The sequence below is a fragment of the Bacteroides cellulosilyticus DSM 14838 genome (assembly GCF_000158035.1).
Taxonomy (GTDB): domain Bacteria; phylum Bacteroidota; class Bacteroidia; order Bacteroidales; family Bacteroidaceae; genus Bacteroides; species Bacteroides cellulosilyticus.
On record NZ_EQ973490.1, the window covers coordinates 2,052,080 to 2,075,455 of the forward strand.

Here is a 23,376-nt window from a genome sequence, read left to right on the forward strand (position 1 = left end):
GATTCTGTTTTACACAATTTTTTCTCGTTTTATCAGTTCTTATATTGATGAAATGTAGCCGTATCCTGAAATATATAATTTTTATCTGTCTTTTCTTTTGTGCGGCAAAAGGTCAGGCGCAATTTGATGCACGCTTCAGTCAATACTGGGAGGTGAAGGGATATTATCATCCCGGCTGGGTGGGGCAGACAGATAATAAAATGAATATTTATGGTTCGTATGGCATGCAGTTGATGGGTTTTACACATGCTCCGCGCGTGATGTACTTTGGAGCTGATATGCCTTTTACTCTGTTCAATAAACAGCATGGTGTGGGTGTTGGCTTTTTCAATGAGGGGATCGGCTTGTTCCGTAATCAACGTTTTTGGGGACAATATGCCTATCAGATGAAAATCCGGAAAGGCAAGTTGGGTATCGGACTTCAAGTGGGGATGCTGACCGTATCGTTTGATCCGTCTGATATCAATCTTGGAGATGAAACGGATGATGAAGCTTTTCCGACTGCTGCGGAGAGTGGAATGGCCGTTGATCTCGGACTGGGTGGATACTATTCGCACCCTAAATTTTATGCAGGATTTTCTGCCCATCATCTGACGGCTCCCCGTGTCTCTCTGGGAGACAAAAGCCAAATAAAAATACATCCTATCTTTTATTTGACAGGTGGATACAATATTCAGACGCGTAATCCGTTAATTTCCATACAACCTTCTATGCAGTTGCAAAGTGATTTTACTTCTACAAGGCTGGATGTAACGGGGCGATTGTTTTATACCTATCATTCCCGGGTGCTTAGTGGAGGATTGACTTATTCGCCGGATACCTCGGTGACATTCAGTTTCGGATTGACGGTGCGGGGCGTGACGTTAGGATATGCTTATGAGTGTTTTACTTCGAAGATAGGTGTCGCAAGTGGTAGCCACGATCTGCTAGTGAGGTATGCATTGGACTTGAATGTATTTAAGAAAAACCGGAATTTGCATAAGAGTGTACGGATTTTGTAAGAGAATATACGAACAATGGGAAAGAATAAAGGAATGAAAACAATTCATGCGTGGTACGGGGCGGCTTTATTGCTGTTCGGTTCGCTGGTTTCGTGCATGGGGACGGTGGGAAACAGTTCCATGAGAGGTGGCGAAGTGATAGGAGCCAGTGCTGTGGTATGGAATGAGCCTGCGCCTTACGGTATGGTGCTGGTGAAACGTGGTTCGGTGAAAATGGGCCCCGACAAGCAAGATAGCTTGTGGGGAACAATCGTTCCTTCACGGGAAATTTCAGTCGAGTCTTTCTGGATGGATGATACGGAAGTGACGGTTGCCGAATATAAACAGTTTGTCAATTGGGTACGCGATTCCATTATCCGTGAACGTCTGGCAGATCCTGCTTATGGCGGTAATGAATTATATAAGATAGAAGAAGACCGGGAAGGAAATCCTATCAAACCTTATTTGAACTGGTCGAAGCCCATTCCCTGGAAGCGGGCGACAGAGGATGAACAGATGGCTATCGAAAGCGTATATAAGCATCATCCTATCGACGGTACGCTGATGCTGGATGCCGGTCAGATGAATTATTATTATGAGATTTATGACTATACTGAGGCTGCCAAGCGTCATAATCGCCTGAATCCCGCTGAACGTGTTAAGAATACCGATATACAGGTGAACCCGGAAGAGGTGATTATGATAACGAAGGATACGGCATACATTGATGATGAAGGGCGGATTGTGAACCGTACTATTACACGTCCGTTATCCAGCGAATGGGATTTTCTAAACAGCTATATAGTAAATGTTTATCCCGATACAACCTGTTGGGTGAATGACTTTCCGAATGCGAATAATGAACAATATATGCGTTTGTATTTCAACCATCCCAGTTACAACGAGCATCCGGTGGTGGGTGTCAGCTGGGAACAGGCGAATGCGTTTTGTGCATGGCGTACCAATTATTTACTTGCAGGTCTGCGTGGACAGGCTAAATATATCCAGCGCTATCGCCTGCCGACCGAGGCCGAATGGGAATTTGCCGCACGCGGAAGGGAGGATAATAAATATCCCTGGAAAGAGAGTGAGGAAACCAAAGATGACCGTGGATGCTACAATGCGAACTATAAGCCGGGTAAAGGAAATTACACCAAAGACGGCAATCTGATTTCAACCCGTGTAGGAGCTTATACACCCAACTCGAATGGATTGTATGACATGGCAGGTAATGTGGCGGAGTGGACTTCAACGGCTTATACTGAGTCGGGAGTTCTGCAAGCAAGTGACATCAATCCGGATATTCAGTATAATGCCGCGCCGGATGATCCGTATGCGATGAAGAAGAAAGTGGTGCGTGGTGGTTCATGGAAAGATGTAAACGCGTTTATTCGTTCGGATGCCCGTACGGCGGAGTATCAGAATGAGCAACGTTCGTATGTGGGGTTCCGTTGCGTACGTACACAAGTGGGATATAATAAGAAGGGGAAATGATAAGATGGTAAAATGGTAAGATGATGGAAAAAGATACTGTAAATAAAAAGAGGGATTTTGGACAAAAGTTGCAGGACTTTATGGCAAGTTACCGTGGCAAGGTCATTATGAACTATGCTTATAGCTGGGGTGCTGCTATCGTCATTGCCGGTACATTGTTCAAACTGACGCACTTGCCTGGTGCCAACTTGATGTTGTGGATTGGTATGGGAACAGAGGTACTGGTGTTTTTTATTTCTGCATTTGATTTGCCGAAAAGGCAGACGGAGGCGGCTACATCCGGCGGTATCGTTGTGGTGGGAGATGGTACAATCGGCAGTGCCGGTGGATGGACAAATGATTTGCCGAAGGCACAATCCGTCCCTTCAAACCAGCCGGTATCAGTGACTGTAGGAGCGAATCAATATTCACCCGGAACTCCGGCCCCTGCTTTTACTCCTGAAATGGAAGAAACTACGCAGGCTTACATAGCCCAACTGAAAGAAATGACAGAAATGCTTTCGCACTTTACAGCACAGGCCGAATCTCTTTCACATGATGCTGAGCAGATGAGCGCTTTAAACCGTAATCTGGCAGGTATCAACGCCATCTATGAAATGCAGCTTCGTAGTGCCAGCACTCAGATTAATACAATCGATCAGGTGCATGAACAAACTCGCAAGATGGCGCGTCAGATAGAAGAACTGAATGCTGTCTATGCCCGTATGCTACAAGCCGTGCAGGTTAAGTGATAAAGTGGTGAAGCGATAGAACGAGAGTTAAAGCTATCGTGCAGCCAAATTGTAAATTGTAAATTGTAAATAACCCCATGTCTCTGAACACCAACCCGGATTCTCCGCGTCAGAAGATGATAAACCTGATGTATATCGTCCTGATGGCGATGCTGGCACTCAACGTTTCGTCGGATGTGTTGAATGGTTTTTCATTGGTAGATGAAAGTCTTTCCCGTACAACGGTAAACTCTACCGTGCAGAATCAATCACTATATGACGGGCTTGCCGGTGCCAACGAACGTAATCCTGAGAAAATAGGACCGTGGTTTGAGAAAGCGGTACGTGTGAAGAATATGTCCGATTCGCTCTATACCTATGTGGATGAATTGAAACTACGCATTGTGAAGGAAGCGGATGGCAAGAATGGGGATGTTGCCAATATCTCCAATAAAGAAGACTTGGAAGCTGCTTCTTTTGTGATGCTTGCACCTGGTAGCGGACAGGGCAAAGCGCTGTTCAACCGCATCAATCAATACCGGGAAAATATTCTGACTCTTGTTACCGATCCGATACAACAGAAGATCATCCGTGATAATCTGGGTACTGAAGTACCGCGTAAGGCGTCAGCTGCAGGAAAAAACTGGCAGGAATATATCTTTGAAAATACTCCGGTGGCCGCAGCTGTCACGCTGTTAACCAAGCTGCAAAGTGATGTACGCTATGCTGAAGGTGAAGTATTGCATTTGTTGACGCAGAATACCGATGTGCAGGATGTACGTGTAAATCAACTTCAGGCTTATGTCATTCCTACCTCTCAGAATGTGGTGCGCGGTGGTACGTACAGTGCCCGCGTCATTCTGGCTGCTGTGGACTCTACTCAGCGTCCTTCTATTTATATCGCCGGTGAAAAGCAACCGGATAATGCCGAAGGATGGTTCGAAACCGTTTGCAACCGTACAGGGGAGTTCTTTTTGGATGGTTATCTGGAGTTGGCGCAAGGGAATGGCGAAGTGCTTCGCAGAGAGTTCTCACAGAAATATACGGTGGTTGAACCTACTGCTACGGTTTCAGCTACAATGATGAATGTACTTTATGCCGGATATGATAATCCGATCAGTATTTCCGTTCCCGGAGTGCCGGGGGGACAAGTACAGGCAAGTATTGTGAATGGAAACGGAACTCTGAATCGTGCCGGAAACGGGTATATTGCTCATCCTACGACTATCGGTAAAGATGTAGTGATTCGTGTGACGGCATCCGTTGGCGGACGTACGCAGTCGATGGGGGATTATACTTATCGTGTGCGCCAGTTGCCTGATCCTTCACCGTTTATAGAATATACGGAAGACGGGACACCTAAACGATATCGGGGAGGCCGTGGATTATCTAAAGCAATTTTGATGAATACTCCCGGCATTGTAGCTGCTATTGATGATGGTTTGTTGAATATCAACTTCCGGGTGCTGGGATTTGAAACTGTTTTCTTTGATAATATGGGAAATGCCGTGCCGGAAGTGTCTTCGGGGGCTTCATTCTCTACACGTCAGAAAGATATGTTCCGCCGTTTATCCAGAGGTAAACGTTTCTATATTTCCCGGGTTCGTGCGGTGGGGCCGGATGGGGTGGAGCGTTTGTTGCCTACTACACTGGAAGTGATTGTGAATTAAAATTAGAAATCGAATATAATAAGGTATAAGACTATGAAACTTTCCTTGAAACTCATGATAGCTGTCACACTCTGTGCACTGGATCTTTCAGTGGGGTGGGCGCAAAGGCAATATCCGGGTTCGCCAGGCTTGCCGGAGGATGTGGTGTGGATGCGCGAAATCTATCGTACGCTGGATTTGACAAAGGATACCAATGGTGCATTATACTATCCGGTGGAACCGCAGGGAAATAAGATGAATCTTTTCGCTACCGTGTTCCGTTTGCTGGCGCAAAAGAAAATTCCGGCTTATGAATATCAGCTGGATGGTACGGAGCGCTTTCAGAAAGATGCTGAGGTGACTTTCCGTGATGTGCTGGATCGCTTTCAAATTTATTATGAACTGAAGAAAGTGGCAAATCGCCGTGACAGTGTTTTGTCTATCAGTAATAGTGATATACCTTCAGCGGATGTATTGAGTTACTTTGTGAAGGGAGGTATGGTATTTTGATCAGCGTACTTCTACTTATGGCTCAGTGATAACGGCTATCTGTCCGGTGTTGCATCGTTCGGAAGAATTCAGTTCGGAGAAAGTGAAGTTACCTATGTTTTGGGTGAACTATAAAGACTTGGTTCCCTATCTGACTCAGACAAAAGTCTCCGTTAGCAATTATAATAATGCAGCAAACAGTACTTGGGATGACTTCTTTACGGCACGTTTGTATAAAGGAGATATTTATAAAACAACCAATCTGCAAAATCGTACTTTGTCACAATACTGTCTGACGGATAGTGCCATGGTGAAAGAGCAGAAGCGGATTGAGAAGGAACTGGTGGATTTTGAAAAGACATTGTATGGCAGGGATCTTATAGAAGAAACGGATTCGGTTTCCACAACTTCGGGAATAAAAACAGCGAAGACTAATTCGAAGAAAAGGGGGCGTGACAATGCTGTTACAACCAAAAGTAAATCTTCTTCCTCATCAAAGTCAAAATCTTCGGCAGGTAAGTCCCAATCGGTATCTAAGCGGGAAGCAGCAGCCCCGAAGGCGTCAGTACGACGACAACGCCGTTGAACAAAAATGAATCTTTATTGTTCTTTTTAAGAATAAATCCATATATTTGTCCCGATAATTTAAACAAAAAAGAATTATGAAGAAGATTTTTAGTGCTTTCATTATAGCTGTAGGCTGTATGTTTATGGCTATGCCTGCTCAGGCCCAACTCATTAAATGGGGTGTAAAGGGTGGTGTCAACTTGACAAAGATAGACTGGGATGGCGGATATAAAGGTAACAAGGACAACTCTGCCGGTTTCTTTATTGGTCCGATGGCTGAAATTACGATTCCTATTGTAGGCCTAGGTGTTGATGGTGCTTTGTTATTCTCGCAGAGAGGTAAGGGTGACGTAAAACAAATCGGAGCGGAAGTTCCCATCAATCTGAAATATACGATTGGCTTGGGTAGTTTGCTGGGTGTTTATTTTGCTGCCGGTCCTGATTTTTTCTTTGATTTTGATAAGAAAGACAACGTTGATCGGAAGAAAACTCAGGTAGGACTTAATCTGGGAGTCGGTGTGAAGCTGATCAAACACTTGCAAGTGGGTGTAAACTATCAGTTCCCGATGGGTGACAGCTTTAAATGGAAAGAAGTAGGTCATGCCATCGGTGCAAAGAATAAGACTTGGCAAATATCTGCCGCTTATCTTTTCTAAGAAAATAGAATCTATTGCGATATAATAGCGTTGCTGATTTTGATTGGCAACGCTATTTTTTTATTGTATCTTTGTCGCCGCAATGAAAAAATTTGTGGATGTCATATTGCCTTTGCCTCTGCCCCGCTATTTTACCTATTCTTTGCCTGAGGAATGGGCGGATGAGGTGCAAATGGGGTGTCGGGTAGTAGTTCCATTCGGGCGTAAGAAGTACTATACAGCGATTGTTCGTAATGTACATTATTGTGAGCCGGCGGATTATGAGGTAAAAGAAGTATCTGCATTATTGGATGCCCATCCGATTTTATTGCCGGAACAATTTAAGTTCTGGGAGTGGCTGGCAGATTATTATCTCTGTACACAAGGCGATGTTTATAAGGCTGCCCTGCCTTCCGGTCTGAAACTGGAGAGCGAGACGATGGTAGAGTATAATCCGGATTTTGAATCGGAAGTTCGTTTGCCGGAGCGTGAGCAGAAGATATTGGATTTGCTCTCTGCGGAGCCCGAACAGTGTGTGACAAAACTGGAAAAAGACAGCGGTCTCAAGAATATACTTTCCGTAATTAAATCCTTGCTGGATAAGGAGGCCATCTTTGTAAAAGAAGAACTTCGCCGGACTTATAAGCCAAAGACCGAAACGCGCGTGCGACTGGCGAATGAAGTACGGAATGAAAAACGGCTGCAAGAACTTTTTGATGAATTGGCGCGTGCTCCGAAGCAACTGGATTTACTGATGAAATATATCGAGCTATCCGGTATTTTGGGAGGTGACGGGCTGAAAAGTTTTCCTAAAGAGGTTAATAAGAAAGAACTATTGCTGCGGGCATCCGCTTCGCCGGCTGTGTTCAATGGCTTGGTAGATAAACATATCTTTGAAGTTTACCAACAGGAAGTGGGACGGCTGAATTCCGTTCTTCGGGAAATTCTTCCCATTAATCCTTTGAATGACCATCAAAAAATGGCACATGATGAGATTGTACGAAGCTTCCAATCCAAGAATGTGTGCCTGCTCCATGGGGTAACTGCCAGCGGGAAAACAGAAATCTATATTCATTTGATAGAAGAAACTATCCGGCAGGGAAAACAAGTGTTGTACCTGCTACCTGAAATAGCTCTTACCACTCAGATTACCGAACGTCTGCAACGGGTGTTCGGAGATCGTTTAGGAATTTATCATTCTAAATTTCCGGATGCCGAGCGTGTAGAAATCTGGCAGAAGCAGCTGACGGAAAAGGGATATGATATTATCCTTGGAGTTCGTTCTTCTGTTTTTCTGCCTTTTCGTAACCTCGGGTTGGTGATTGTGGATGAAGAACATGAGAATACCTATAAACAACAGGATCCGGCTCCCCGTTATCATGCCCGGAATGCGGCAATTATATTGGCAGCCATGTATGGTGCCAAGACCTTGCTGGGCACAGCTACCCCTTCTATTGAAACTTGGCATAATGCTTCTTCCGGGAAGTATGGACTGGTGGAGCTGAAAGAGCGGTATAAAGAAATTCAATTACCGGAAATTATCCCCGTGGATATCCATGAGTTGCATCGCAAGAAGCGTATGAACGGACCATTCTCGCCGTTGTTGCTTCAATATATTCATGAGGCTTTGGATCAAAAACAACAAGTCATCTTGTTTCAGAACCGGCGTGGCTTTGCTCCGATGATTGAGTGTAATACATGCGGGTGGGTGCCGAAGTGTAAAAACTGTGATGTGAGCCTGACATTTCACAAAGGATTGAATCAGCTGACTTGCCATTACTGCGGTTATACCTATCAACTGCCCCATAAGTGCCCGGCTTGCGAGGGTACTGACTTGCGTAATCGTGGGTTTGGTACAGAGAAGATAGAGGATGATATCAAGATTTTATTTCCCGAAGCCGCTGTTGCCCGTATGGATTTGGATACCACTCGTACCCGCTCTGCTTATGAACGTATCATTGCAGATTTTGAGCAGGGGAAAACGGATATATTGATAGGTACACAGATGGTTTCTAAAGGATTGGACTTTGATCATGTCAGTGTGGTAGGTATCCTGAACGCAGATACAATGTTGAATTATCCTGATTTCCGTTCGTATGAGCGTGCTTTTCAGTTGATGGCACAAGTGGCAGGACGTGCCGGACGGAAGAATAAACGCGGACGTGTAATTTTGCAGACAAAAAGTATCGATCACCCTATTATAGCTCAGGTCATCCATAACGATTTTGACCAGATGGTGGCGGGACAGCTTGCTGAACGTCAGATGTTCCACTACCCGCCTTACTATCGTCTGGTGTATGTCTATCTGAAAAACCGCAATGAGCAATTGCTTGACCTGATGGCACAAACCATGTCAGGCAAGTTGCGTGCAGTTTTCGGTAATCGTGTATTGGGACCGGATAAACCGCCTGTTGCCCGGATACAAACATTATTTATCCGAAAGATTATTGTCAAGATAGAGTATAATGCTCCGATGGCTCGCGCCCGCGAACTGCTGGTGCAGGTTCAGAAGGAGATGGTGGCGGAGGATCGTTTTAAATCTTTAATCGTCTATTATGATGTAGATCCAATGTAAAGGCTACTCTTTGGTTCCTTGCAGAATACCGGAATCTGTATCTATATTCTGAATTCTCTTATTGGCACCCTTGTATTGTCGTCCGAAGTTCAGATTAAAATTGAGCTTGACAACAATGGTATTTGACATATTCGTACTGTGTATATCTGATTTTACAGGATTCAGTGCAGACCAGTTCGCATTCTCGGAGCGGTAAGTCTTCATAAATGGATTGTGTATTCCTGCCATAATAGACCATGCCGGTTGTTTATAACCTATCATGAGTGTATGCATCAGATCACCTTTCAGCAATTGTTCACTGTATACATACCGGTTGGGTGGAGTGATGGTCATAAAGCTCAGAAGCCAGTTCTTATAGGAAGCATCCAGGTTAATACGTAATTCTTTTAGGGTATAGGTGTGCAGGTAATTGTTTCCTGTACTTATATACCGGTTAATTCCCGGTGTAACAGAAAGGCTGATGTGATCTTTCCAAGGCTTTATCTTGAATGTGACTTCCGCTGCCAGATGTTGGAAGGACTTCTGGTTTTCATAAGTGTGGATAAACATACCTTCTTCATAAATCACAGATTCCATGATGGGATTCTTTTCGTATGCATAGCTCACCAAAGCGTCAATACTGAAAATTCCTGTGCTGAATATTGCGTTAAAATCTTGAATCGTACTACGGAATGATTTTAAGTCCGGGTTACCCCTACGAGTTTGTAGGATGTCGATTCTTTGCTCCACATCATTCAGATAAGCTATGGAAGGGGCGTTGTTTTTCAGATTGATATGATAGCGGAAATGCAGATTGTCCACAGGGTTGTAGGATACTAAGAGAGAAGGTTGAAAGCCATATCTTTCACTATGGTTATCTCTCTGACTGTAGTAGAAACGGTTGAGTGATAGATTTGCTATGTATCCCCAATTCTGAATTTTACCTTTATACTCGGTGTAGGCATAACTTTCCGCTTGTTTTAGGAGGACGTTCATTACATCTTCCCCTTCATAGCGGTTGTCTGTATAAGATTGCATATGTCTAAGGCCTCCTGTCAGTGTTCCTTGCCCTAATTTTTTCTCATAAATGCCTTCAGCTATCAGCGAATATTTCTTTCCGGCAATATTGGAATATAACTCTGTATTGGCGATGCCTTCCTGTTTCTCCTGATAAATGCGTGTATTGCTGCTCTTGATGTACGTGCCGACAAGATTGAATATGAGTCGTTGGTCATTCTTTAGATTCTGCTGATAGTATAGATCGAGGGATGGCAAATGGTTTCGTTCCTGGGTATGGTCGTAGATGGATACCGGGATGTCGGAATCAGATGTGTAGAGTTTGCTCTTCCGGTCTTCATATCCGGCAGGATTATCTTGCAAGGTATATCTGAATTGTGCATTAAAGAGATATTTTCCTTTTTCTTGCAGAGTATAGTTTAGGTTGGAAGCTAACAATTTCTTATTGAACAGCGTTGGCTCTCCGGTTTCCAAGCGATGAAGTTCATTGTCGGGGAAAATGAAGCGTTCGTCATACTCACGTGTCCAGTCTCCTTTACGTTGTATATACCGCACGTTGGCTGAGATTTCAGACTTTCCGTAGTTATATCTTCCGGAAATCATATCGTCAATAGAGGTGCGGTTGCTACTGAGGCTGTGGATGGCACCGCCGCTGACGCTACCTCCCGCTTTTTTGTTTTTGGTTATATAATCTATCACGGCAGCAGCGTTTCCGTAGCGTACTCCTGGAGTATCGTGATATTCTATGCGGAGAATATCTTCGGGGCTGAGGGAGGATATCTCTGTATAAGTAACCCGAACACCGTTGATCCGTAATTGTACTTCTCCGTTGCCGGAAGTGGTTATTTCGCCCGACATGATATCAACTGTGATTCGGGGAAGCTGTAATTTGCCTAATAAGTCTATGCCGCTGGACGACATTTTCAGTTGATTCTGGGTCGGAAGTATTACTTTACGGTCGCCTTTTTCGATGATAGACCGTGCCTGGATGGTAACTTCATCCAGAGAGATAGCCATGACTCCGGTAGAATCTTTAGCAATGAGTTGGGCATAGGAGGGGCTGGCCATACACAGTAGTATGGTCAAAATTGACACTATTGTTTTCATAATTTTTGTGGGAATAGCTGTTACCCGGTGGGTAAAACAGAGAGTTTAAAAATGAGGTTAGTAATTTAGAAGGTCGCTATACAGTCCTTTCAACCGTTCGCGAAGGTGGATGACGGCATAATGTTTTCGTGATAATAAAGTGTTGACTGATATCCCGGTAGCACTGGCAACTTCTTTAGCTGACAATCCTTCCATTTCCAGTAACTCAAATGCTTCCCGTTGTTCGGGCGGTAGTTCGGCAAGAGCTGTTTCAAGTTCTTGCCACACGAGTGACCGCATGTATTCTACTTCCGGAGTAGGCGGAGCATCGCTGAACAGCACTTCCGAAAACTCGCTCAGTACATTGTCTTCTTTATCATAGCTTGAATCGGGTAGTTCTTCTTCCTGCATCTTTTTGCCTTTATTGATAATCGTATTTCGTGCTACGCGATATAGCCATGCTGTTACCTGTTCGATAGGATTGAAAGTGCTTTCAATGGTTTTCACCAATTGATACAGCACATCTTGCAGAATATCTTCGGCATCTTCCTTACTGGAAACCCGCTTGCGGATAAATGCTTTCAGGCGGGGTTGATGTTCCACAATCAGTTCTTCCAAACTGTTGCCTTTACCGGTCAGATTATTCATTCTCTTTGGGAGTTTCGCTACCGTTGTTTCTATCAAAGTTTCTCTCGTTGAAGAATCCGTCTCTTCCGAAAGGGCCACCGAATCCGAACTTCTTTCTTTTATTAATGAAATCCTTGCGTTCTTCCGGAGACATCTTCTCCCATTTAGCGCGGAACGGGTTACCCTCTTTACCACCGGGCATTCCTCTTCGGGCGGGGAAAGCTCCTCTACCAGGGAAACCTCCGAAGAAAATGCGTGCAAGTACGAATAATGCCAAAGCTTGCCAGAAATTGATGGTTGCCAGCCCTAAGACTCCGGGCACTACGAAATTCCATAATAGCATGACTATTGCTCCAAAAGCCGCAATGGCTAATACCCAAAACAAAGATATAATAAAAAATCTTTTTTTCATGATGTTCTAATTTTATTGATTTACATATTACTTTGAAAACGTTCTCTGTATATGCTGACAACTGAGAAGAAGAAATATTTTAAGAGAATGCAAAAAAACTTCTATATTTGCGTTCCTAAATTAAAAAATGTGCTTATGAAGCCTCATAGAATACTTTTTGTTTGCCTGGGTAATATTTGCCGTTCTTCCTCTGCGGAAGGTGTGATGAATCATTTGGTTTCAGAAGCCGGACTGGAAGATCAGTTTGTGATAGACTCTGCTGGTATTCTCTCTTATCATCGAGGAGAGTTGCCTGACAGCCGGATGCGTGCTCACGCTATTCGTCGAGGTTACGAACTCACACATCGTTCGCGTCCCGTACAGACGGAAGACTTTTATAACTTTGATTTGATAATAGGGATGGATGACCGGAATATTGAAGATTTGAAAGACCGTGCGCCCTCCCCTGAAGAATGGAAGAAGATACACCGTATGACGGAATTCTGTACTCGTTTTACGCATGCCGACCACGTTCCCGATCCGTATTATGGTGGGGCGGAAGGATTTGAATATGTGCTCGACTTGCTGGAGGATGCTTGTGCCGGGCTGTTGGAACATCTGAAATAATCGGGTTCGTCAGTGCGTGGTGTCTTGATAGAATCTCTTGTCTTCATTCAGGCTGCATGTTGCATCCACTCCTGCACTTTGTAGTACTTCGGCAATATCATTCAAGGTTCGGCGCGATACCCTTCCTATATAATAGAGGCGATAGTGATAGTCTTTATCCAATATCTCCATAACATGCGTAAAAGCCTGTTCGCGTGCAAAGTCAAAATTGACTTTGAGTATATCTTCGTAAGGATACTTGATTTCACGTCCTACGCTGTATATCCTAAGGCTTTCGTTATCTACTTTCAGATAACAGAAACGTGTCATCAACATGTGTATAAAGTAGATACTCAGGCCGAATGAAATGATTCCGAGAATATATGCCCACCAACTTCCGAATACTACAGCCTGATATCCCAATATCATAAACGTGATGAAAAGCACAAAGAAGTAGAACATATAGAGTGATGGGCGCTGATAGGTCGTGGTCGGAATCTCTGCTACTGTCCGTTTTCGGGTGATATGGTTCTCAAAAGGTATATCTTGTGAAATCAGATAGCGGATAACAGATGACGGCTTTTGAAACGGATGGACATAAAAAGCTCTTTGAATACCCTGTTTTAGGCGCAATGTTAATATGCCCGCGCCATATTTATCTTTGACCTTCAGGTTGCTCTTGCGCGGAACTTCATGAAAACGTTTCATGAAACTGAAACTTTGGATGTCGTGTAGCCGGATACCTCTGCGTTGTAGCAGGCTTTCGGTACGTTTCTGGTCTTGTGCGATTGTTTTCATATCTTTTATTTTTTAAGTTCGGGATAGCTGATGCGGGTATGATAAATTGTTTTCAGTTTTTCTTTGAACACCGATTTCACGATAGCAATGTCTTTGAATGTAATAGGACATTCTTTGAAGAAACCTTCTTCTACCTGAGAGTCTATAATCTTTTCCACCAGATTGTTGATGCTCTCTTCCGTATATTCGGGCAGACTACGGGATGCAGCTTCTACTGCATCCGCCATCATCAGAATGGCCGTTTCGCGGGTGAACGGGTTTGGACCGGGGTAAGTGAATAATTCCTCGTTCGGCTCTTCATCGGGATGCTCGTTCTTCCAAGAGATATAGAAGTATTTAGTCTTTCCCTTACCGTGATGGGTACTGATGAAGTCTTTTATCACTTTAGGCAAATTGTTTTTTTCCGCCAGTTTCAGTCCGTCCGTCACGTGACTGATTATCACCTGTGCACTTTGCTCGTAGCTAAGATTTTTATGCGGATTGACACCTCCTGATTGGTTTTCAGTAAAGAATACCGGATTTTCCATTTTTCCGATGTCGTGGTACAAAGCTCCGGTACGCACCAACTGGCTCTTAGCTCCAATACGGTTGGCAGCTTCTGCGGCAAGATTAGCCACTTGCATGGAATGTTGAAAAGTGCCCGGAACAGTCTCTGACAAACGGCGCAGCAACGGGCTGTTGATATTGGAAAGTTCTACCAGAGTAACGTTGGAAGTAAATCCAAATGTTTTCTCCAACAAGAACAGAAGCGGATAGGTGAACAATAGAAGTATACCATTGACTATAAAGTAACTATACATACTTCCGTTTAATTTCGATAAATCGTTTTCGGTGATCAGTTCGAAAGCGAAGTAAAGAGCAGCATAGGTCAGTATCACTAATAATGCCGTACGGAAGAGTTGCGAACGTTGTGACAATTCGCGCAAACTGAAAATAGCGACCAGACCGGCAGCCAGTTGCAGCAATATAAATTCGTGTGGGTAGCGTAGGCAAATGGAGCAGATCAGTATAGTGACCACCTGCGTAAGGAATGCTGTGCGTGAATCGAGGAATACGCGGATAATGATAGGCAGCATGGCATACGGAATGATATAAACATTGTATATGTTATTCGACACCATGAGTGCTGTCACTACACAATAGAACATAATCAGTGTAAATAGTAGGGATAAACTCCCCTTGCGTTCGTAATAATCCTTGCGGAATAAATCGAGGTACAGCATAAAACACAGCATGAAAATGCTGACAAATAAGATTTGTCCGGTCAATATCAAACGTTTTTGTCCGATGGATTCACTACGTTGGATAGACTCCTTTCTCAGACTTTCAAGGATATTATAAGTTTCCTTATCTACGATTTCCCCCCGATCAATGATCTTCTGGCCACTTTGTACAACACCATTGGCCCAGGCATAATTATCCAATGCTTCCTTCTTGGCTGTTTCGGTGCGTTGCTCATCGTAAGTCAGATTAGGGTACAAATATTCGTTGAGTGAACACTGGCGCAGGATATACGGAGAATAATGTGCCGTGTCCGCAGTGAGCAGGTAGGCATAAGCGTCTTTAACGGAAAAAAGCTGTTCGGTCCCCCGCTGGTTGGCCAGCTTATCATCAATCACCATGATGACAGCGGTGCTGTCTTTTTGTAATTTGCTGCGTTCTTCGGTAGAAAGTATACCTGCTTTATAAATTTCGGATAACCTTTTCTCCAGATAGCGCATATAGTCAGAAGACGGAACAATGTCGCGTAAGTGACTTTGATAATCCGTTTTTAATTTGCTAAGCACGGTTTTTTCTACATTTTTATCCAACTGATAGTAGGGTTGGAAACTGGCAAGAATGCTGTCTTGTTCATGTTTTACTACAGCATCATCTTTATATATGGGGAAATTGAATGTGGCCATAAGTTGCCCATACTTCCATGGTTTGTCAATATCGAACTGATAATTAAACTTGCCGTCACGCGGTAAGAAGTATACTATGATGGCTACCGTGCCGATAAAAATGAGTGCTTTGTATAGCAAATCTCTGTAAGAAAAGCTTTTTTTAGTCTTGGATTTATTCATATCGGTTGAATTTTTTGCGAAAAGTACAAAAAAAAACATTAGTGTGGAAAAAAAGGTTTAATTTTGCCGTCTAATTATCTCATAAGTAATGCAAAATATGACAGAAAGAAGAGTCAGAGTCCGTTTTGCCCCGAGTCCTACGGGGGCTTTGCACATTGGTGGTGTGCGTACAGCATTATATAATTATCTCTTTGCGCGCCAGCATGGGGGAGACATGATTTTCCGCATTGAAGATACTGATAGTAACCGTTTTGTACCTGGTGCAGAAGAATATATCCTTGAGTCTTTCAAGTGGTTGGGCATTCCGTTTGATGAGGGTGTCAGCTTTGGTGGGAAATATGGTCCGTACCGTCAGTCCGAACGCCGCGAAATATACAAGAAGTATGTGAAGGTATTATTGGAGAATGATAAGGCTTATATCGCTTTTGATACTCCTGAAGAACTGGATGCGAAACGTGCCGAGATAGCCAATTTCCAATATGATGCTTCTACTCGTATGCAAATGCGTAATTCATTGACACTTTCGAAAGAAGAAGTGGATGCATTGATTGCTGAAGGTAAGCAGTACGTAGTTCGTTTCAAGATAGAACCCAATGAAGATGTACATGTAAACGACTTGATTCGTGGTGAGGTAATAATCAATTCTTCCATTTTGGATGATAAAGTACTTTATAAATCAGCTGACGAACTGCCAACTTATCATCTTGCCAATATTGTAGATGACCACTTGATGGAAGTTTCCCATGTGATTCGTGGCGAGGAGTGGTTACCTTCTGCACCTCTGCATGTATTGTTGTATCGTGCTTTTGGGTGGGAAGATACAATGCCGGCTTTTGCTCATCTGCCTCTGCTGTTGAAACCGGAAGGTAACGGCAAATTAAGTAAACGTGACGGTGACCGCCTTGGTTTTCCTGTATTCCCGTTGGAATGGCATGATCCCAAAACCGGTGAAATATCTTCTGGATATCGCGAATCGGGATATTTGCCTGAGGCTGTAATTAATTTCCTTGCTTTGCTGGGTTGGAATCCGGGTAATGATCAGGAGCTGATGTCAATGGATGAGTTGATCAAATTGTTCGATTTGAGTCATTGTAGCAAGTCTGGCGCTAAATTTGATTATAAAAAAGGCATCTGGTTCAATCATGAGTATATATTGTTGAAGCCTGATGAAGAAATAGCGGAACTTTTTGTTCCGGTTCTGAAAGAACATGGAGTAGAAGTTCCGTTCGAGAAAGTAGTAACGGTGGTAGGCATGATGAAGAATCGTGTAAGTTTCGTACGGGAACTTTGGGAAGCATCCAGTTTCTTCTTTGTTGCTCCAACGGAATATGATGAGAAAACCGTGAAGAAACGCTGGAAAGAAGATTCGGCCCAGTGTATGACAGAATTGATGGAAGTACTGGCAGGAATTGAAGATTTTGGCATTGAGAATCAGGAAAAGATTGTAATGGATTGGATTGCCGAAAAAGGATATCATACCGGAAACATTATGAATGCTTTCCGCCTGACATTGGTAGGTGAGGGGAAAGGCCCGCATATGTTCGACATCTCTTGGGTGCTGGGCAAAGAAGAGACACTGGCGCGTATGAAGCGTGCAATTGAAGTACTTTCTTAATTCAATAAGTATGCTTTACGACCTTGCGATAGGTATCTATGACCTTTTGGTGCATCTTGCGGCTCCATTCAGCCGCAAGCCCCGTAAAATGATGAAGGGGCATTGGGTAGTGTATGAACTTCTCAGGCAACAATTGGAAAAAGATGTACGTTATATTTGGTTTCATGCCGCTTCCTTAGGCGAATTTGAACAGGGGCGTCCCCTGATTGAAAAAATTCGTGCCAAATATCCCGATTATGGTATATTACTGACATTCTTTTCTCCTTCGGGATACGAGGTACGCAAAAATTATCGCGGGGCGGATGTAGTGTGCTACCTACCGTTCGACAAGCCTCGGAATGTGAAGAAATTCCTGGATATAGCCAATCCTTGCATGGCATTCTTCATTAAATATGAGTTCTGGAAGAATTATCTCGATGAATTACATAAGCGTCGTATTCCGGTGTACAGTGTGTCATCTATATTTCGTCGTGGCCAGGTGTTCTTTAAGTGGTATGGTGGTACGTATCGCCATGTTCTTCGTAATTTCGACCACTTATTCGTACAGAATGAACGTTCCAAACGTTATTTGAGTAAGATTGGCATCAACCGTGTGACAGTGGTCGGCGATACGCGTTTCGACCGGGTGTTGCAGATACGTGAGGAGGCGAAAGATTTGCCTTTGGTGAAACTCTTTAAGAATAACACCATGACCTTCGTAGCTGGTAGTTCCTGGCAACCGGATGAGGATCTGTTTATTGAATATTTCAATAATCATCCGGAAGTGAAATTGATCATTGCTCCACATGTGATAGATGAGAATCATCTGGTAGAGATTATCCGGAAGTTGAAACGCCCGTATGTTCGTTATACGCGTGCGGATGAAAAGAATGTGTTGAAAGCGGATTGTTTGATTATAGATTGTTTCGGTCTGCTTTCTTCTATTTACCGTTATGGTGAAATTGCATATATCGGAGGTGGCTTCGGGGTTGGCATTCATAATACGTTGGAAGCAGCTGTTTATGGAATTCCTGTAATATTCGGACCTAAGTACCAGAAGTTTATGGAAGCAATTCAACTTTTAGAAGCCCAGGGTGCATTTTCTATCAAGAATTATGAAGAACTGAAAGAATTGTTGGACCGTATGTTGGCTGATGAGGTTTTCTTGCGCGAAACCGGAACGAATGCCGGATACTACGTCACTAGTAATGCTGGGGCTACGGATAAGATATTAAGTATGATTAATTTCTAAGGAATACGAAATAATGAGAACAGCGGGCGGATAGATTTCTATTCGCCCGCTGTTGTATATGGAAGTTCATCTGGCCTTATTCTTTATACCAGTTAGAATACATCAGATAATTGTGTGCTATCTTCTGATTCAGTTCTTTAGCCTGAGCCGGATCTACTTTTTTTATGAACTTGGCAGGTACGCCGCCCCAGATGCTTCCCGGTTCAATAACTGTATTGCTTAAGACCAATGAACCGGCGGCAACGATAGCTCCTTCGCCTATCACTGCATGGTCAAGGATTGTAGAACCCATTCCCACTAATGCATAGTCTTTGATGGTGGCTCCGTGAATAGTAACATTATGTCCTACAGAAACGTGGTCACCTATTTCAATTGTAGACTTTTCATATAATGTGTGCAGCACACTTCCGTCTTGTATATTGACTCCATTCCCGATACGGATAGAATTTACATCTCCGCGCAATACTGTGCTGAACCAAATGCTGCAATCGTGCCCCATTTTTACGTCTCCGATGATGGCTGCGTTATCAGCTAAAAAACAATTTTCGCCAAACTCGGGAGTAAACCCTCTTACTGATTTAATTAATGCCATTTTATATAGTGGTTAATATTTTGATTATAATTGATTCGTTGCTTCTTTCAACCATGCCTGTTCTTCTTTGTTCAAGCTGGGCGATAATTTCTCATATACAGTCTGATGATATTGGTTAAGCCAATTGATTTCTTCTGATGTGAGCAATTCTTTGATAATTCCCTTTTTACAAATAGGGCAAAGGGTTACTGTCTCAAATTGTAGATAGTTGCCAAACATTCCTTCTCCGGCTGGTACTACTAAAACCAGATTCTCCGTACGAATCCCATGACTTCCGGCTTTATATACTCCCGGTTCATTGGAAGTCAGCATACCCAATTGCAATGTTACCGGATTTTCATTCATACGAATACTCTGAGGGCCTTCGTGTACATTCAGAAAGTGGCCTACACCATGCCCTGTGCCATGCAGGAAGTTCATTCTTCTTTGCCATATCGGCATACGTGCCAGCACATCTAGTTGCGCACCCCGTGTACCGGCAGGGAATACAGCCATTGCCAGTGCAATGTGCCCCTTCAGTATCAATGTATAATCTGTCTTTTCTTCTTCTGTCAGTTTTCCTAAAGCAATGGTACGTGTGATATCTGTTGTTCCATCCAGATATTGTGCCCCTGAATCCAATAGCAAAAAACCTTCCGGTTTTAGCTGGACATCTGTTTCGGGAGTGGCTTCATAGTGCACGATGGCTCCATGTTCCTTGTATCCGGCAATCGTATCGAAACTTTCTCCCATATATAAATCCTGTTCCGCACGAAATTCATGCAGTTTTTTATCTATGCTGATTTCTGTTTCCTTACCCGTTGGAACAGATGCTTCTAACCATTTCAGAAACTTAACCAAAGCTACTCCATCCCGTTGCATGGCAGCATGTATTCCAGCTATTTCCTGTTCGTTGCGGATGGCTTTCAATAAGGTGACCGGAGAAGCGCCATGAATAATCCTGCAATCAGGATTGACTGCTGAATACATAGCATAATTTGTTTTAGCCGGATTAAGAAGCAGACTCTCAACACTGATCCGGTTGAGGTATGCTTCTGCTTCCTCGTAGGTGTGCAGGTTTACTCCTGTTTCTTTCATATAAGTAGCAACCTCAGCGGTTATCTTTTGAGGTTGAATGAAATAGTGAGTTTCGTTCTCTTCGATAAGTAGATAGCTGACAAGCACGGGATTGCAATGTACATCGTTTCCACGCAGATTGAGAGTCCATGCGATTTCATCTAAAGCGGATAAGAACAATGCCTTCGCATTGCACTTTTTTAGTTCTTTTCGAATAATGGCAATCTTTTCTATGCTGCTTTTTCCTGCATATTGGGTTTCATAAATAAAAGCAGGAGCTTCCGGCATTGGCGGACGATCCGTCCATAATTTATCTAAGGGATCTGAGATGCTTTTTACTTTTATCTGACATTTTTGCAACTCGGCTTGCATCCTTTCTACTTCTTCTGCAGAAAACATCTTTCCATCTATGCCGACAGCATCGCCAGGAGTTAGTTGTGTACTTAAAAAAGCTGAAATGCTGGGTGTTTCGGGAAGCATCTCCTTATAAAGTTTTATTTCCGTGCCTTTTAATTGCTGGGCAGCCTGGAGAAAATAGCGAGAGTCAGTCCATAGTCCTGCTTGGCTTGTAGTAATAACAACGGTTCCTGCCGAACCAGTAAAGCCGGAAATCCATTCCCGGGATTTCCAGTGGGGAGCAACATATTCGCTCAGATGAGGGTCGGTACTTGGGATAATAAAGGCTTGTATGCCTTCCTGGCTGAACAATGCCCGTAGGCCTTGTAGCCGATCATTGATAGTTTGGCTCATATACTATATATAATAAGGTGTAACATTCACTCTTCAAAGATACTCACTTTCTCTGAATTTTTTCGAAGGATGGTCACACTTTATCTGTATCGAGAATTTGTTTTTGGCGGGTTGTGAATCAGCTACAAGCTACAAGCGCCTTTCGGATATAGCGCAGCTACTTGTAGCTCGTAACTGTACGGTAACGAATGATTTCAGCGTTTCTATAGTTTTTTCTTATAAGTTTTAGCTTCTTCATTAGTAGAGATTTATTCTTTCCATCACGGAGAAAGTTTCTTTCCACCGCGGGGTACTTTTCTTTCCACCACGGTGGAAAGAAAAGTACCCCGCGGTGGAAAGAATAAGTATTTGCTATGGTTGCGCTTAGTTTTCACAAGAGAAAGAGATAAAAGTGACGGTGCGGTGATTTAATTTGGCATTTTGCAGCTAATTCTTTACCTGTTTCCTTTTTTATTGATCCGGATTTATTTTTCTGTAGGTCTAAATCTTGTTTCTTTTTGCAGAATTTTCGGCAGAAAGTTTTGTGAATAAAGAAACTATGTGTAATTTTGCCGCTCAATTTAATCGTGAGATTTTTAAACCATTAACATTTTAATAAAAAGAAAATGATTGTAGTACCTGTAAAAGAAGGCGAAAACATTGAAAAAGCGCTGAAGAAGTTTAAAAGAAAATTTGAGAAAACTGGTATCGTTAAGGAATTAAGAAGCAGACAGCAGTTTGATAAACCGTCTGTAGTTAAAAGACTTAAGAAAGAACGTGCAGTTTACGTACAACAACTTCAGCAAGTAGAAGATTAATAATTCGTAATTTCCTTTGAATTATTGAATTCTTTTCATACATTCGTTGCATGATTTTTGATGTAGCGATATATGTGGTTGACAAACTCTTTTCTTGACTATCTCCAGTACGAACGGAATTATTCTGAAGAGACTATAAAGTCTTATCGGGAGGATTTATGTCAATTTGAGAAATTTGCAAGAGAAGAAATTGGAGATTCTGCTCTATCGGGAGTAAAGGCTGAACTTGTTCGTGAATGGATTGTTTCTTTAATGGACAAGGGATATACTTCTACTTCAATTAATCGGAAGTTAAGTTCGCTCAGGTCATTTTATAAATTCCTTTTAAGGAAAGGTGAAGTGTGCGTGAATCCATTGCAAAAGATAACGGGGCCTAAAAATAAGAAGCCGCTACCTACTTTTCTAAGGGAAAGTGAGATGGATAAATTGCTGGACGAAGTGGATTTCGGTGAAGGATTTAAAGGGTGTCGTGATCATATGATTATTGAAATGTTTTATGCTACAGGTATGAGACTTTCAGAATTGATAGGATTAGATGATAAAAATGTAGATTTCTCTTCTTTACTTATTAAAGTAACGGGGAAAAGAAATAAACAACGTTTGATACCTTTTGGCGAAGAGTTGAAGAATGCAATGATAGAGTATGTCAATGTAAGGAATGAGATTGTTCAGGCTCGCACGGACGCTTTTTTTGTTCGTGAGAGTGGAGAACGACTTTCCCGCAGTATTGTAGAAAATCTAGTGAAACGAAACCTTTCGAAGGTAGTGACGTTGAAAAAACGTAGTCCTCATGTGCTCAGGCATACTTTTGCTACGACGATGCTGAATCATGATGCAGAGCTCGGGGCGATAAAAGAACTTCTCGGTCACGAGAGTTTGGCGACAACGGAGGTTTATACGCATACTACTTTTGAAGAACTTAAAAAAGTGTATAACCAGGCTCATCCTCGGGCCTAAAAGTAAGGAGGTAAGTATGGAAGTAAGAATTCAGTCAATTCACTTTGATGCGTCAGAGCAATTGCAGGCTTTTGTTCAGAAGAAAGCAGTAAAATTGGAAAAGTATTACGATGATATAAAGAAAGTAGAGGTGTCATTAAAGGTTGTGAAGCCAGAGACCGCAGAAAATAAAGAAGCAGGTATAAAGGTTATTATTCCCAATGGGGAATTTTATGCAAGCAAAATCTGCGATACGTTTGAAGAGGCGATTGATTTGAGTGTTGAGGCCTTGGAAAAACAGCTGGTTAAACACAAGGAAAAACAACGGAGCAAATAAAATTTCGCTAAAATTTTGCGGAAAAGAAATAAATGCCTAAATTTGCAGCCGTTTCGCTCACGATAGAACGTAACGGTTGCATTTTTTGAGTAATTGCCTCTTTAGCTCAGCTGGCCAGAGCACGTGATTTGTAATCTCGGGGTCGTTGGTTCGAATCCGACAAGAGGCTCAAAAAAACATAAGGAAAAAAGAGTTCTTTGTTTAAATGTAAGGGCAAATACCAGAGTGGCCAAATGGGGCAGACTGTAAATCTGCTGGCTTACGCCTTCGGTGGTTCGAATCCATCTTTGCCCACACCTCTTTTTCTCCTTGCTGTTATAGCTCAGTGGTAGAGCACTTCCTTGGTAAGGAAGAGGTCCCGGGTTCAAATCCCGGTAACAGCTCGTAAGGATG

General features: G+C 42.9%; 21 protein-coding genes and 3 tRNA genes. 17 read left to right on the forward strand and 7 right to left on the reverse strand.

The window, feature by feature from the left end; all coding sequences use genetic code 11:
- Nucleotides 1-47 precede the first annotated feature (47 nt).
- The 8 genes from BACCELL_RS11805 (at nt 48) to priA (ending at nt 9,099) form a co-directional block, all read left to right on the forward strand.
- Nucleotides 48-1,001, forward strand: a complete 954-nt coding sequence (locus BACCELL_RS11805; protein WP_007212030.1) for a PorP/SprF family type IX secretion system membrane protein — start codon at nt 48-50, stop codon at nt 999-1,001.
- 15 nt (nt 1,002-1,016) lie between these two features.
- Nucleotides 1,017-2,474 carry a T9SS ring complex lipoprotein PorK/GldK gene (gene porK, locus BACCELL_RS11810; protein ID WP_007212031.1) on the forward strand — a complete coding sequence of 486 codons (1,458 nt, stop codon included), beginning with the start codon at nt 1,017-1,019 and terminating at the stop codon, nt 2,472-2,474.
- 20 nt (nt 2,475-2,494) lie between these two features.
- Nucleotides 2,495-3,205 (forward strand): type IX secretion system motor protein PorL/GldL, encoded by a 711-nt coding sequence (gene porL, locus BACCELL_RS11815; protein ID WP_007212032.1) that lies wholly within the window; start codon nt 2,495-2,497, stop codon nt 3,203-3,205.
- Nucleotides 3,206-3,282: 77 nt separating this feature from the next.
- Nucleotides 3,283-4,854, forward strand: coding sequence for a type IX secretion system motor protein PorM/GldM (porM, locus tag BACCELL_RS11820; RefSeq protein WP_007212033.1), 1,572 nt, complete (start codon nt 3,283-3,285; stop codon nt 4,852-4,854).
- Nucleotides 4,855-4,887: 33 nt separating this feature from the next.
- A complete protein-coding gene (locus tag BACCELL_RS27625; protein WP_007212034.1) occupies nt 4,888-5,343 on the forward strand; it encodes a hypothetical protein in 456 nt (151 codons plus the stop codon).
- 25 nt (nt 5,344-5,368) lie between these two features.
- A complete protein-coding gene (porN, locus tag BACCELL_RS27630) occupies nt 5,369-5,908 on the forward strand; it encodes a type IX secretion system ring subunit PorN/GldN (protein ID WP_282705113.1) in 540 nt (179 codons plus the stop codon).
- Between the two features lie 76 nt (nt 5,909-5,984).
- Nucleotides 5,985-6,545, forward strand: coding sequence for a porin family protein (locus BACCELL_RS11830; protein WP_007212036.1), 561 nt, complete (start codon nt 5,985-5,987; stop codon nt 6,543-6,545).
- Between the two features lie 82 nt (nt 6,546-6,627).
- The gene (gene priA / locus BACCELL_RS11835) at nt 6,628-9,099 is read left to right on the forward strand and encodes a replication restart helicase PriA (protein ID WP_007212037.1); all 2,472 of its coding nucleotides are present in this window, start codon (nt 6,628-6,630) and stop codon (nt 9,097-9,099) included.
- A gap of 3 nt (nt 9,100-9,102) precedes the next feature.
- Here the strand turns inward: priA and BACCELL_RS11840 are convergent, their stop codons facing one another.
- Genes BACCELL_RS11840 through BACCELL_RS11850 form a run of 3 tightly spaced genes read right to left on the reverse strand, consistent with a single transcriptional unit; the run spans nt 9,103 to nt 12,220 of the window.
- Complete coding sequence (locus BACCELL_RS11840) at nt 9,103-11,202, reverse strand: TonB-dependent receptor plug domain-containing protein (RefSeq protein WP_242577611.1); 2,100 nt, start codon at nt 11,200-11,202, stop codon at nt 9,103-9,105.
- 57 nt (nt 11,203-11,259) lie between these two features.
- Nucleotides 11,260-11,829, reverse strand: coding sequence for an RNA polymerase sigma factor (locus BACCELL_RS11845; protein ID WP_007212039.1), 570 nt, complete (start codon nt 11,827-11,829; stop codon nt 11,260-11,262).
- The gene (locus BACCELL_RS11850) at nt 11,822-12,220 is read right to left on the reverse strand and encodes a hypothetical protein (protein WP_007212040.1); all 399 of its coding nucleotides are present in this window, start codon (nt 12,218-12,220) and stop codon (nt 11,822-11,824) included. Before BACCELL_RS11850 ends, BACCELL_RS11845 begins: the two co-directional genes overlap by 8 nt.
- 135 nt (nt 12,221-12,355) lie before the next feature.
- Here BACCELL_RS11850 and BACCELL_RS11855 point away from each other — a divergent pair, with 135 nt between their 5' ends.
- Nucleotides 12,356-12,826 (forward strand): low molecular weight protein-tyrosine-phosphatase, encoded by a 471-nt coding sequence (locus tag BACCELL_RS11855; RefSeq protein WP_007219558.1) that lies wholly within the window; start codon nt 12,356-12,358, stop codon nt 12,824-12,826.
- A 9-nt stretch (nt 12,827-12,835) separates the two neighbouring features.
- Here BACCELL_RS11855 and BACCELL_RS11860 read toward each other — a convergent pair whose 3' ends face one another.
- On the reverse strand, nt 12,836-13,603 hold the full coding sequence (locus BACCELL_RS11860) for a hypothetical protein (RefSeq protein ID WP_007212042.1): 768 nt from the start codon (nt 13,601-13,603) through the stop codon (nt 12,836-12,838).
- 5 nt (nt 13,604-13,608) lie between these two features.
- The gene (locus BACCELL_RS11865) at nt 13,609-15,669 is read right to left on the reverse strand and encodes an HD family phosphohydrolase (protein WP_007219559.1); all 2,061 of its coding nucleotides are present in this window, start codon (nt 15,667-15,669) and stop codon (nt 13,609-13,611) included.
- Between the two features lie 97 nt (nt 15,670-15,766).
- Here BACCELL_RS11865 and gltX point away from each other — a divergent pair, with 97 nt between their 5' ends.
- Together gltX and BACCELL_RS11875 are read left to right on the forward strand one after the other, a co-directional pair.
- Nucleotides 15,767-17,284 carry a glutamate--tRNA ligase gene (gltX, locus tag BACCELL_RS11870; protein ID WP_007219560.1) on the forward strand — a complete coding sequence of 506 codons (1,518 nt, stop codon included), beginning with the start codon at nt 15,767-15,769 and terminating at the stop codon, nt 17,282-17,284.
- 10 nt (nt 17,285-17,294) lie between these two features.
- Nucleotides 17,295-18,515: a 3-deoxy-D-manno-octulosonic acid transferase gene (locus BACCELL_RS11875; protein ID WP_007212045.1), complete on the forward strand. Its 1,221-nt coding sequence runs from the start codon at nt 17,295-17,297 to the stop codon at nt 18,513-18,515.
- A gap of 76 nt (nt 18,516-18,591) precedes the next feature.
- Here BACCELL_RS11875 and BACCELL_RS11880 read toward each other — a convergent pair whose 3' ends face one another.
- Together BACCELL_RS11880 and BACCELL_RS11885 are read right to left on the reverse strand one after the other, a co-directional pair.
- Nucleotides 18,592-19,107 (reverse strand): gamma carbonic anhydrase family protein, encoded by a 516-nt coding sequence (locus BACCELL_RS11880; RefSeq protein WP_007212046.1) that lies wholly within the window; start codon nt 19,105-19,107, stop codon nt 18,592-18,594.
- 24 nt (nt 19,108-19,131) lie between these two features.
- Complete coding sequence (locus BACCELL_RS11885; protein WP_007212047.1) at nt 19,132-20,913, reverse strand: aminopeptidase P family protein; 1,782 nt, start codon at nt 20,911-20,913, stop codon at nt 19,132-19,134.
- Nucleotides 20,914-21,518: 605 nt separating this feature from the next.
- On the opposite strand from BACCELL_RS11885, the gene rpsU reads away from it, so the two are divergent.
- The 6 genes from rpsU (at nt 21,519) to BACCELL_RS11915 (ending at nt 23,366) form a co-directional block, all read left to right on the forward strand.
- Nucleotides 21,519-21,710, forward strand: a complete 192-nt coding sequence (gene rpsU / locus BACCELL_RS11890) for a 30S ribosomal protein S21 (RefSeq protein WP_007212050.1) — start codon at nt 21,519-21,521, stop codon at nt 21,708-21,710.
- A 72-nt stretch (nt 21,711-21,782) separates the two neighbouring features.
- A complete protein-coding gene (xerC, locus tag BACCELL_RS11895) occupies nt 21,783-22,667 on the forward strand; it encodes a tyrosine recombinase XerC (RefSeq protein WP_007212051.1) in 885 nt (294 codons plus the stop codon).
- 16 nt (nt 22,668-22,683) lie between these two features.
- Entirely contained in the window at nt 22,684-22,983 is a 300-nt protein-coding gene (gene hpf / locus BACCELL_RS11900) for a ribosome hibernation-promoting factor, HPF/YfiA family (RefSeq protein WP_007212052.1), read from the forward strand.
- Between the two features lie 95 nt (nt 22,984-23,078).
- A tRNA-Thr gene (locus tag BACCELL_RS11905) sits at nt 23,079-23,152 on the forward strand.
- Nucleotides 23,153-23,194: 42 nt separating this feature from the next.
- Nucleotides 23,195-23,277, forward strand: a tRNA-Tyr gene (locus tag BACCELL_RS11910).
- A gap of 17 nt (nt 23,278-23,294) precedes the next feature.
- A tRNA-Thr gene (locus BACCELL_RS11915) sits at nt 23,295-23,366 on the forward strand.
- Nucleotides 23,367-23,376 lie beyond the last annotated feature (10 nt).

Coding starts and splice junctions, on each gene's coding strand:
- BACCELL_RS11805 (WP_007212030.1), top strand. CDS start 48: ATGAAATGTAGCCGTATCCTGAAATATATAATTTTTATCTGTCTTTTC.
- porK (WP_007212031.1), top strand. CDS start 1,017: ATGGGAAAGAATAAAGGAATGAAAACAATTCATGCGTGGTACGGGGCG.
- porL (WP_007212032.1), top strand. CDS start 2,495: ATGATGGAAAAAGATACTGTAAATAAAAAGAGGGATTTTGGACAAAAG.
- porM (WP_007212033.1), top strand. CDS start 3,283: ATGTCTCTGAACACCAACCCGGATTCTCCGCGTCAGAAGATGATAAAC.
- BACCELL_RS27625 (WP_007212034.1), top strand. CDS start 4,888: ATGAAACTTTCCTTGAAACTCATGATAGCTGTCACACTCTGTGCACTG.
- BACCELL_RS11830 (WP_007212036.1), top strand. CDS start 5,985: ATGAAGAAGATTTTTAGTGCTTTCATTATAGCTGTAGGCTGTATGTTT.
- priA (WP_007212037.1), top strand. CDS start 6,628: ATGAAAAAATTTGTGGATGTCATATTGCCTTTGCCTCTGCCCCGCTAT.
- BACCELL_RS11840 (WP_242577611.1), bottom strand. CDS start 11,202: ATGAAAACAATAGTGTCAATTTTGACCATACTACTGTGTATGGCCAGC.
- BACCELL_RS11845 (WP_007212039.1), bottom strand. CDS start 11,829: ATGAATAATCTGACCGGTAAAGGCAACAGTTTGGAAGAACTGATTGTG.
- BACCELL_RS11850 (WP_007212040.1), bottom strand. CDS start 12,220: ATGAAAAAAAGATTTTTTATTATATCTTTGTTTTGGGTATTAGCCATT.
- BACCELL_RS11855 (WP_007219558.1), top strand. CDS start 12,356: ATGAAGCCTCATAGAATACTTTTTGTTTGCCTGGGTAATATTTGCCGT.
- BACCELL_RS11860 (WP_007212042.1), bottom strand. CDS start 13,603: ATGAAAACAATCGCACAAGACCAGAAACGTACCGAAAGCCTGCTACAA.
- BACCELL_RS11865 (WP_007219559.1), bottom strand. CDS start 15,669: ATGAATAAATCCAAGACTAAAAAAAGCTTTTCTTACAGAGATTTGCTA.
- gltX (WP_007219560.1), top strand. CDS start 15,767: ATGACAGAAAGAAGAGTCAGAGTCCGTTTTGCCCCGAGTCCTACGGGG.
- BACCELL_RS11875 (WP_007212045.1), top strand. CDS start 17,295: ATGCTTTACGACCTTGCGATAGGTATCTATGACCTTTTGGTGCATCTT.
- BACCELL_RS11880 (WP_007212046.1), bottom strand. CDS start 19,107: ATGGCATTAATTAAATCAGTAAGAGGGTTTACTCCCGAGTTTGGCGAA.
- BACCELL_RS11885 (WP_007212047.1), bottom strand. CDS start 20,913: ATGAGCCAAACTATCAATGATCGGCTACAAGGCCTACGGGCATTGTTC.
- rpsU (WP_007212050.1), top strand. CDS start 21,519: ATGATTGTAGTACCTGTAAAAGAAGGCGAAAACATTGAAAAAGCGCTG.
- xerC (WP_007212051.1), top strand. CDS start 21,783: ATGTGGTTGACAAACTCTTTTCTTGACTATCTCCAGTACGAACGGAAT.
- hpf (WP_007212052.1), top strand. CDS start 22,684: ATGGAAGTAAGAATTCAGTCAATTCACTTTGATGCGTCAGAGCAATTG.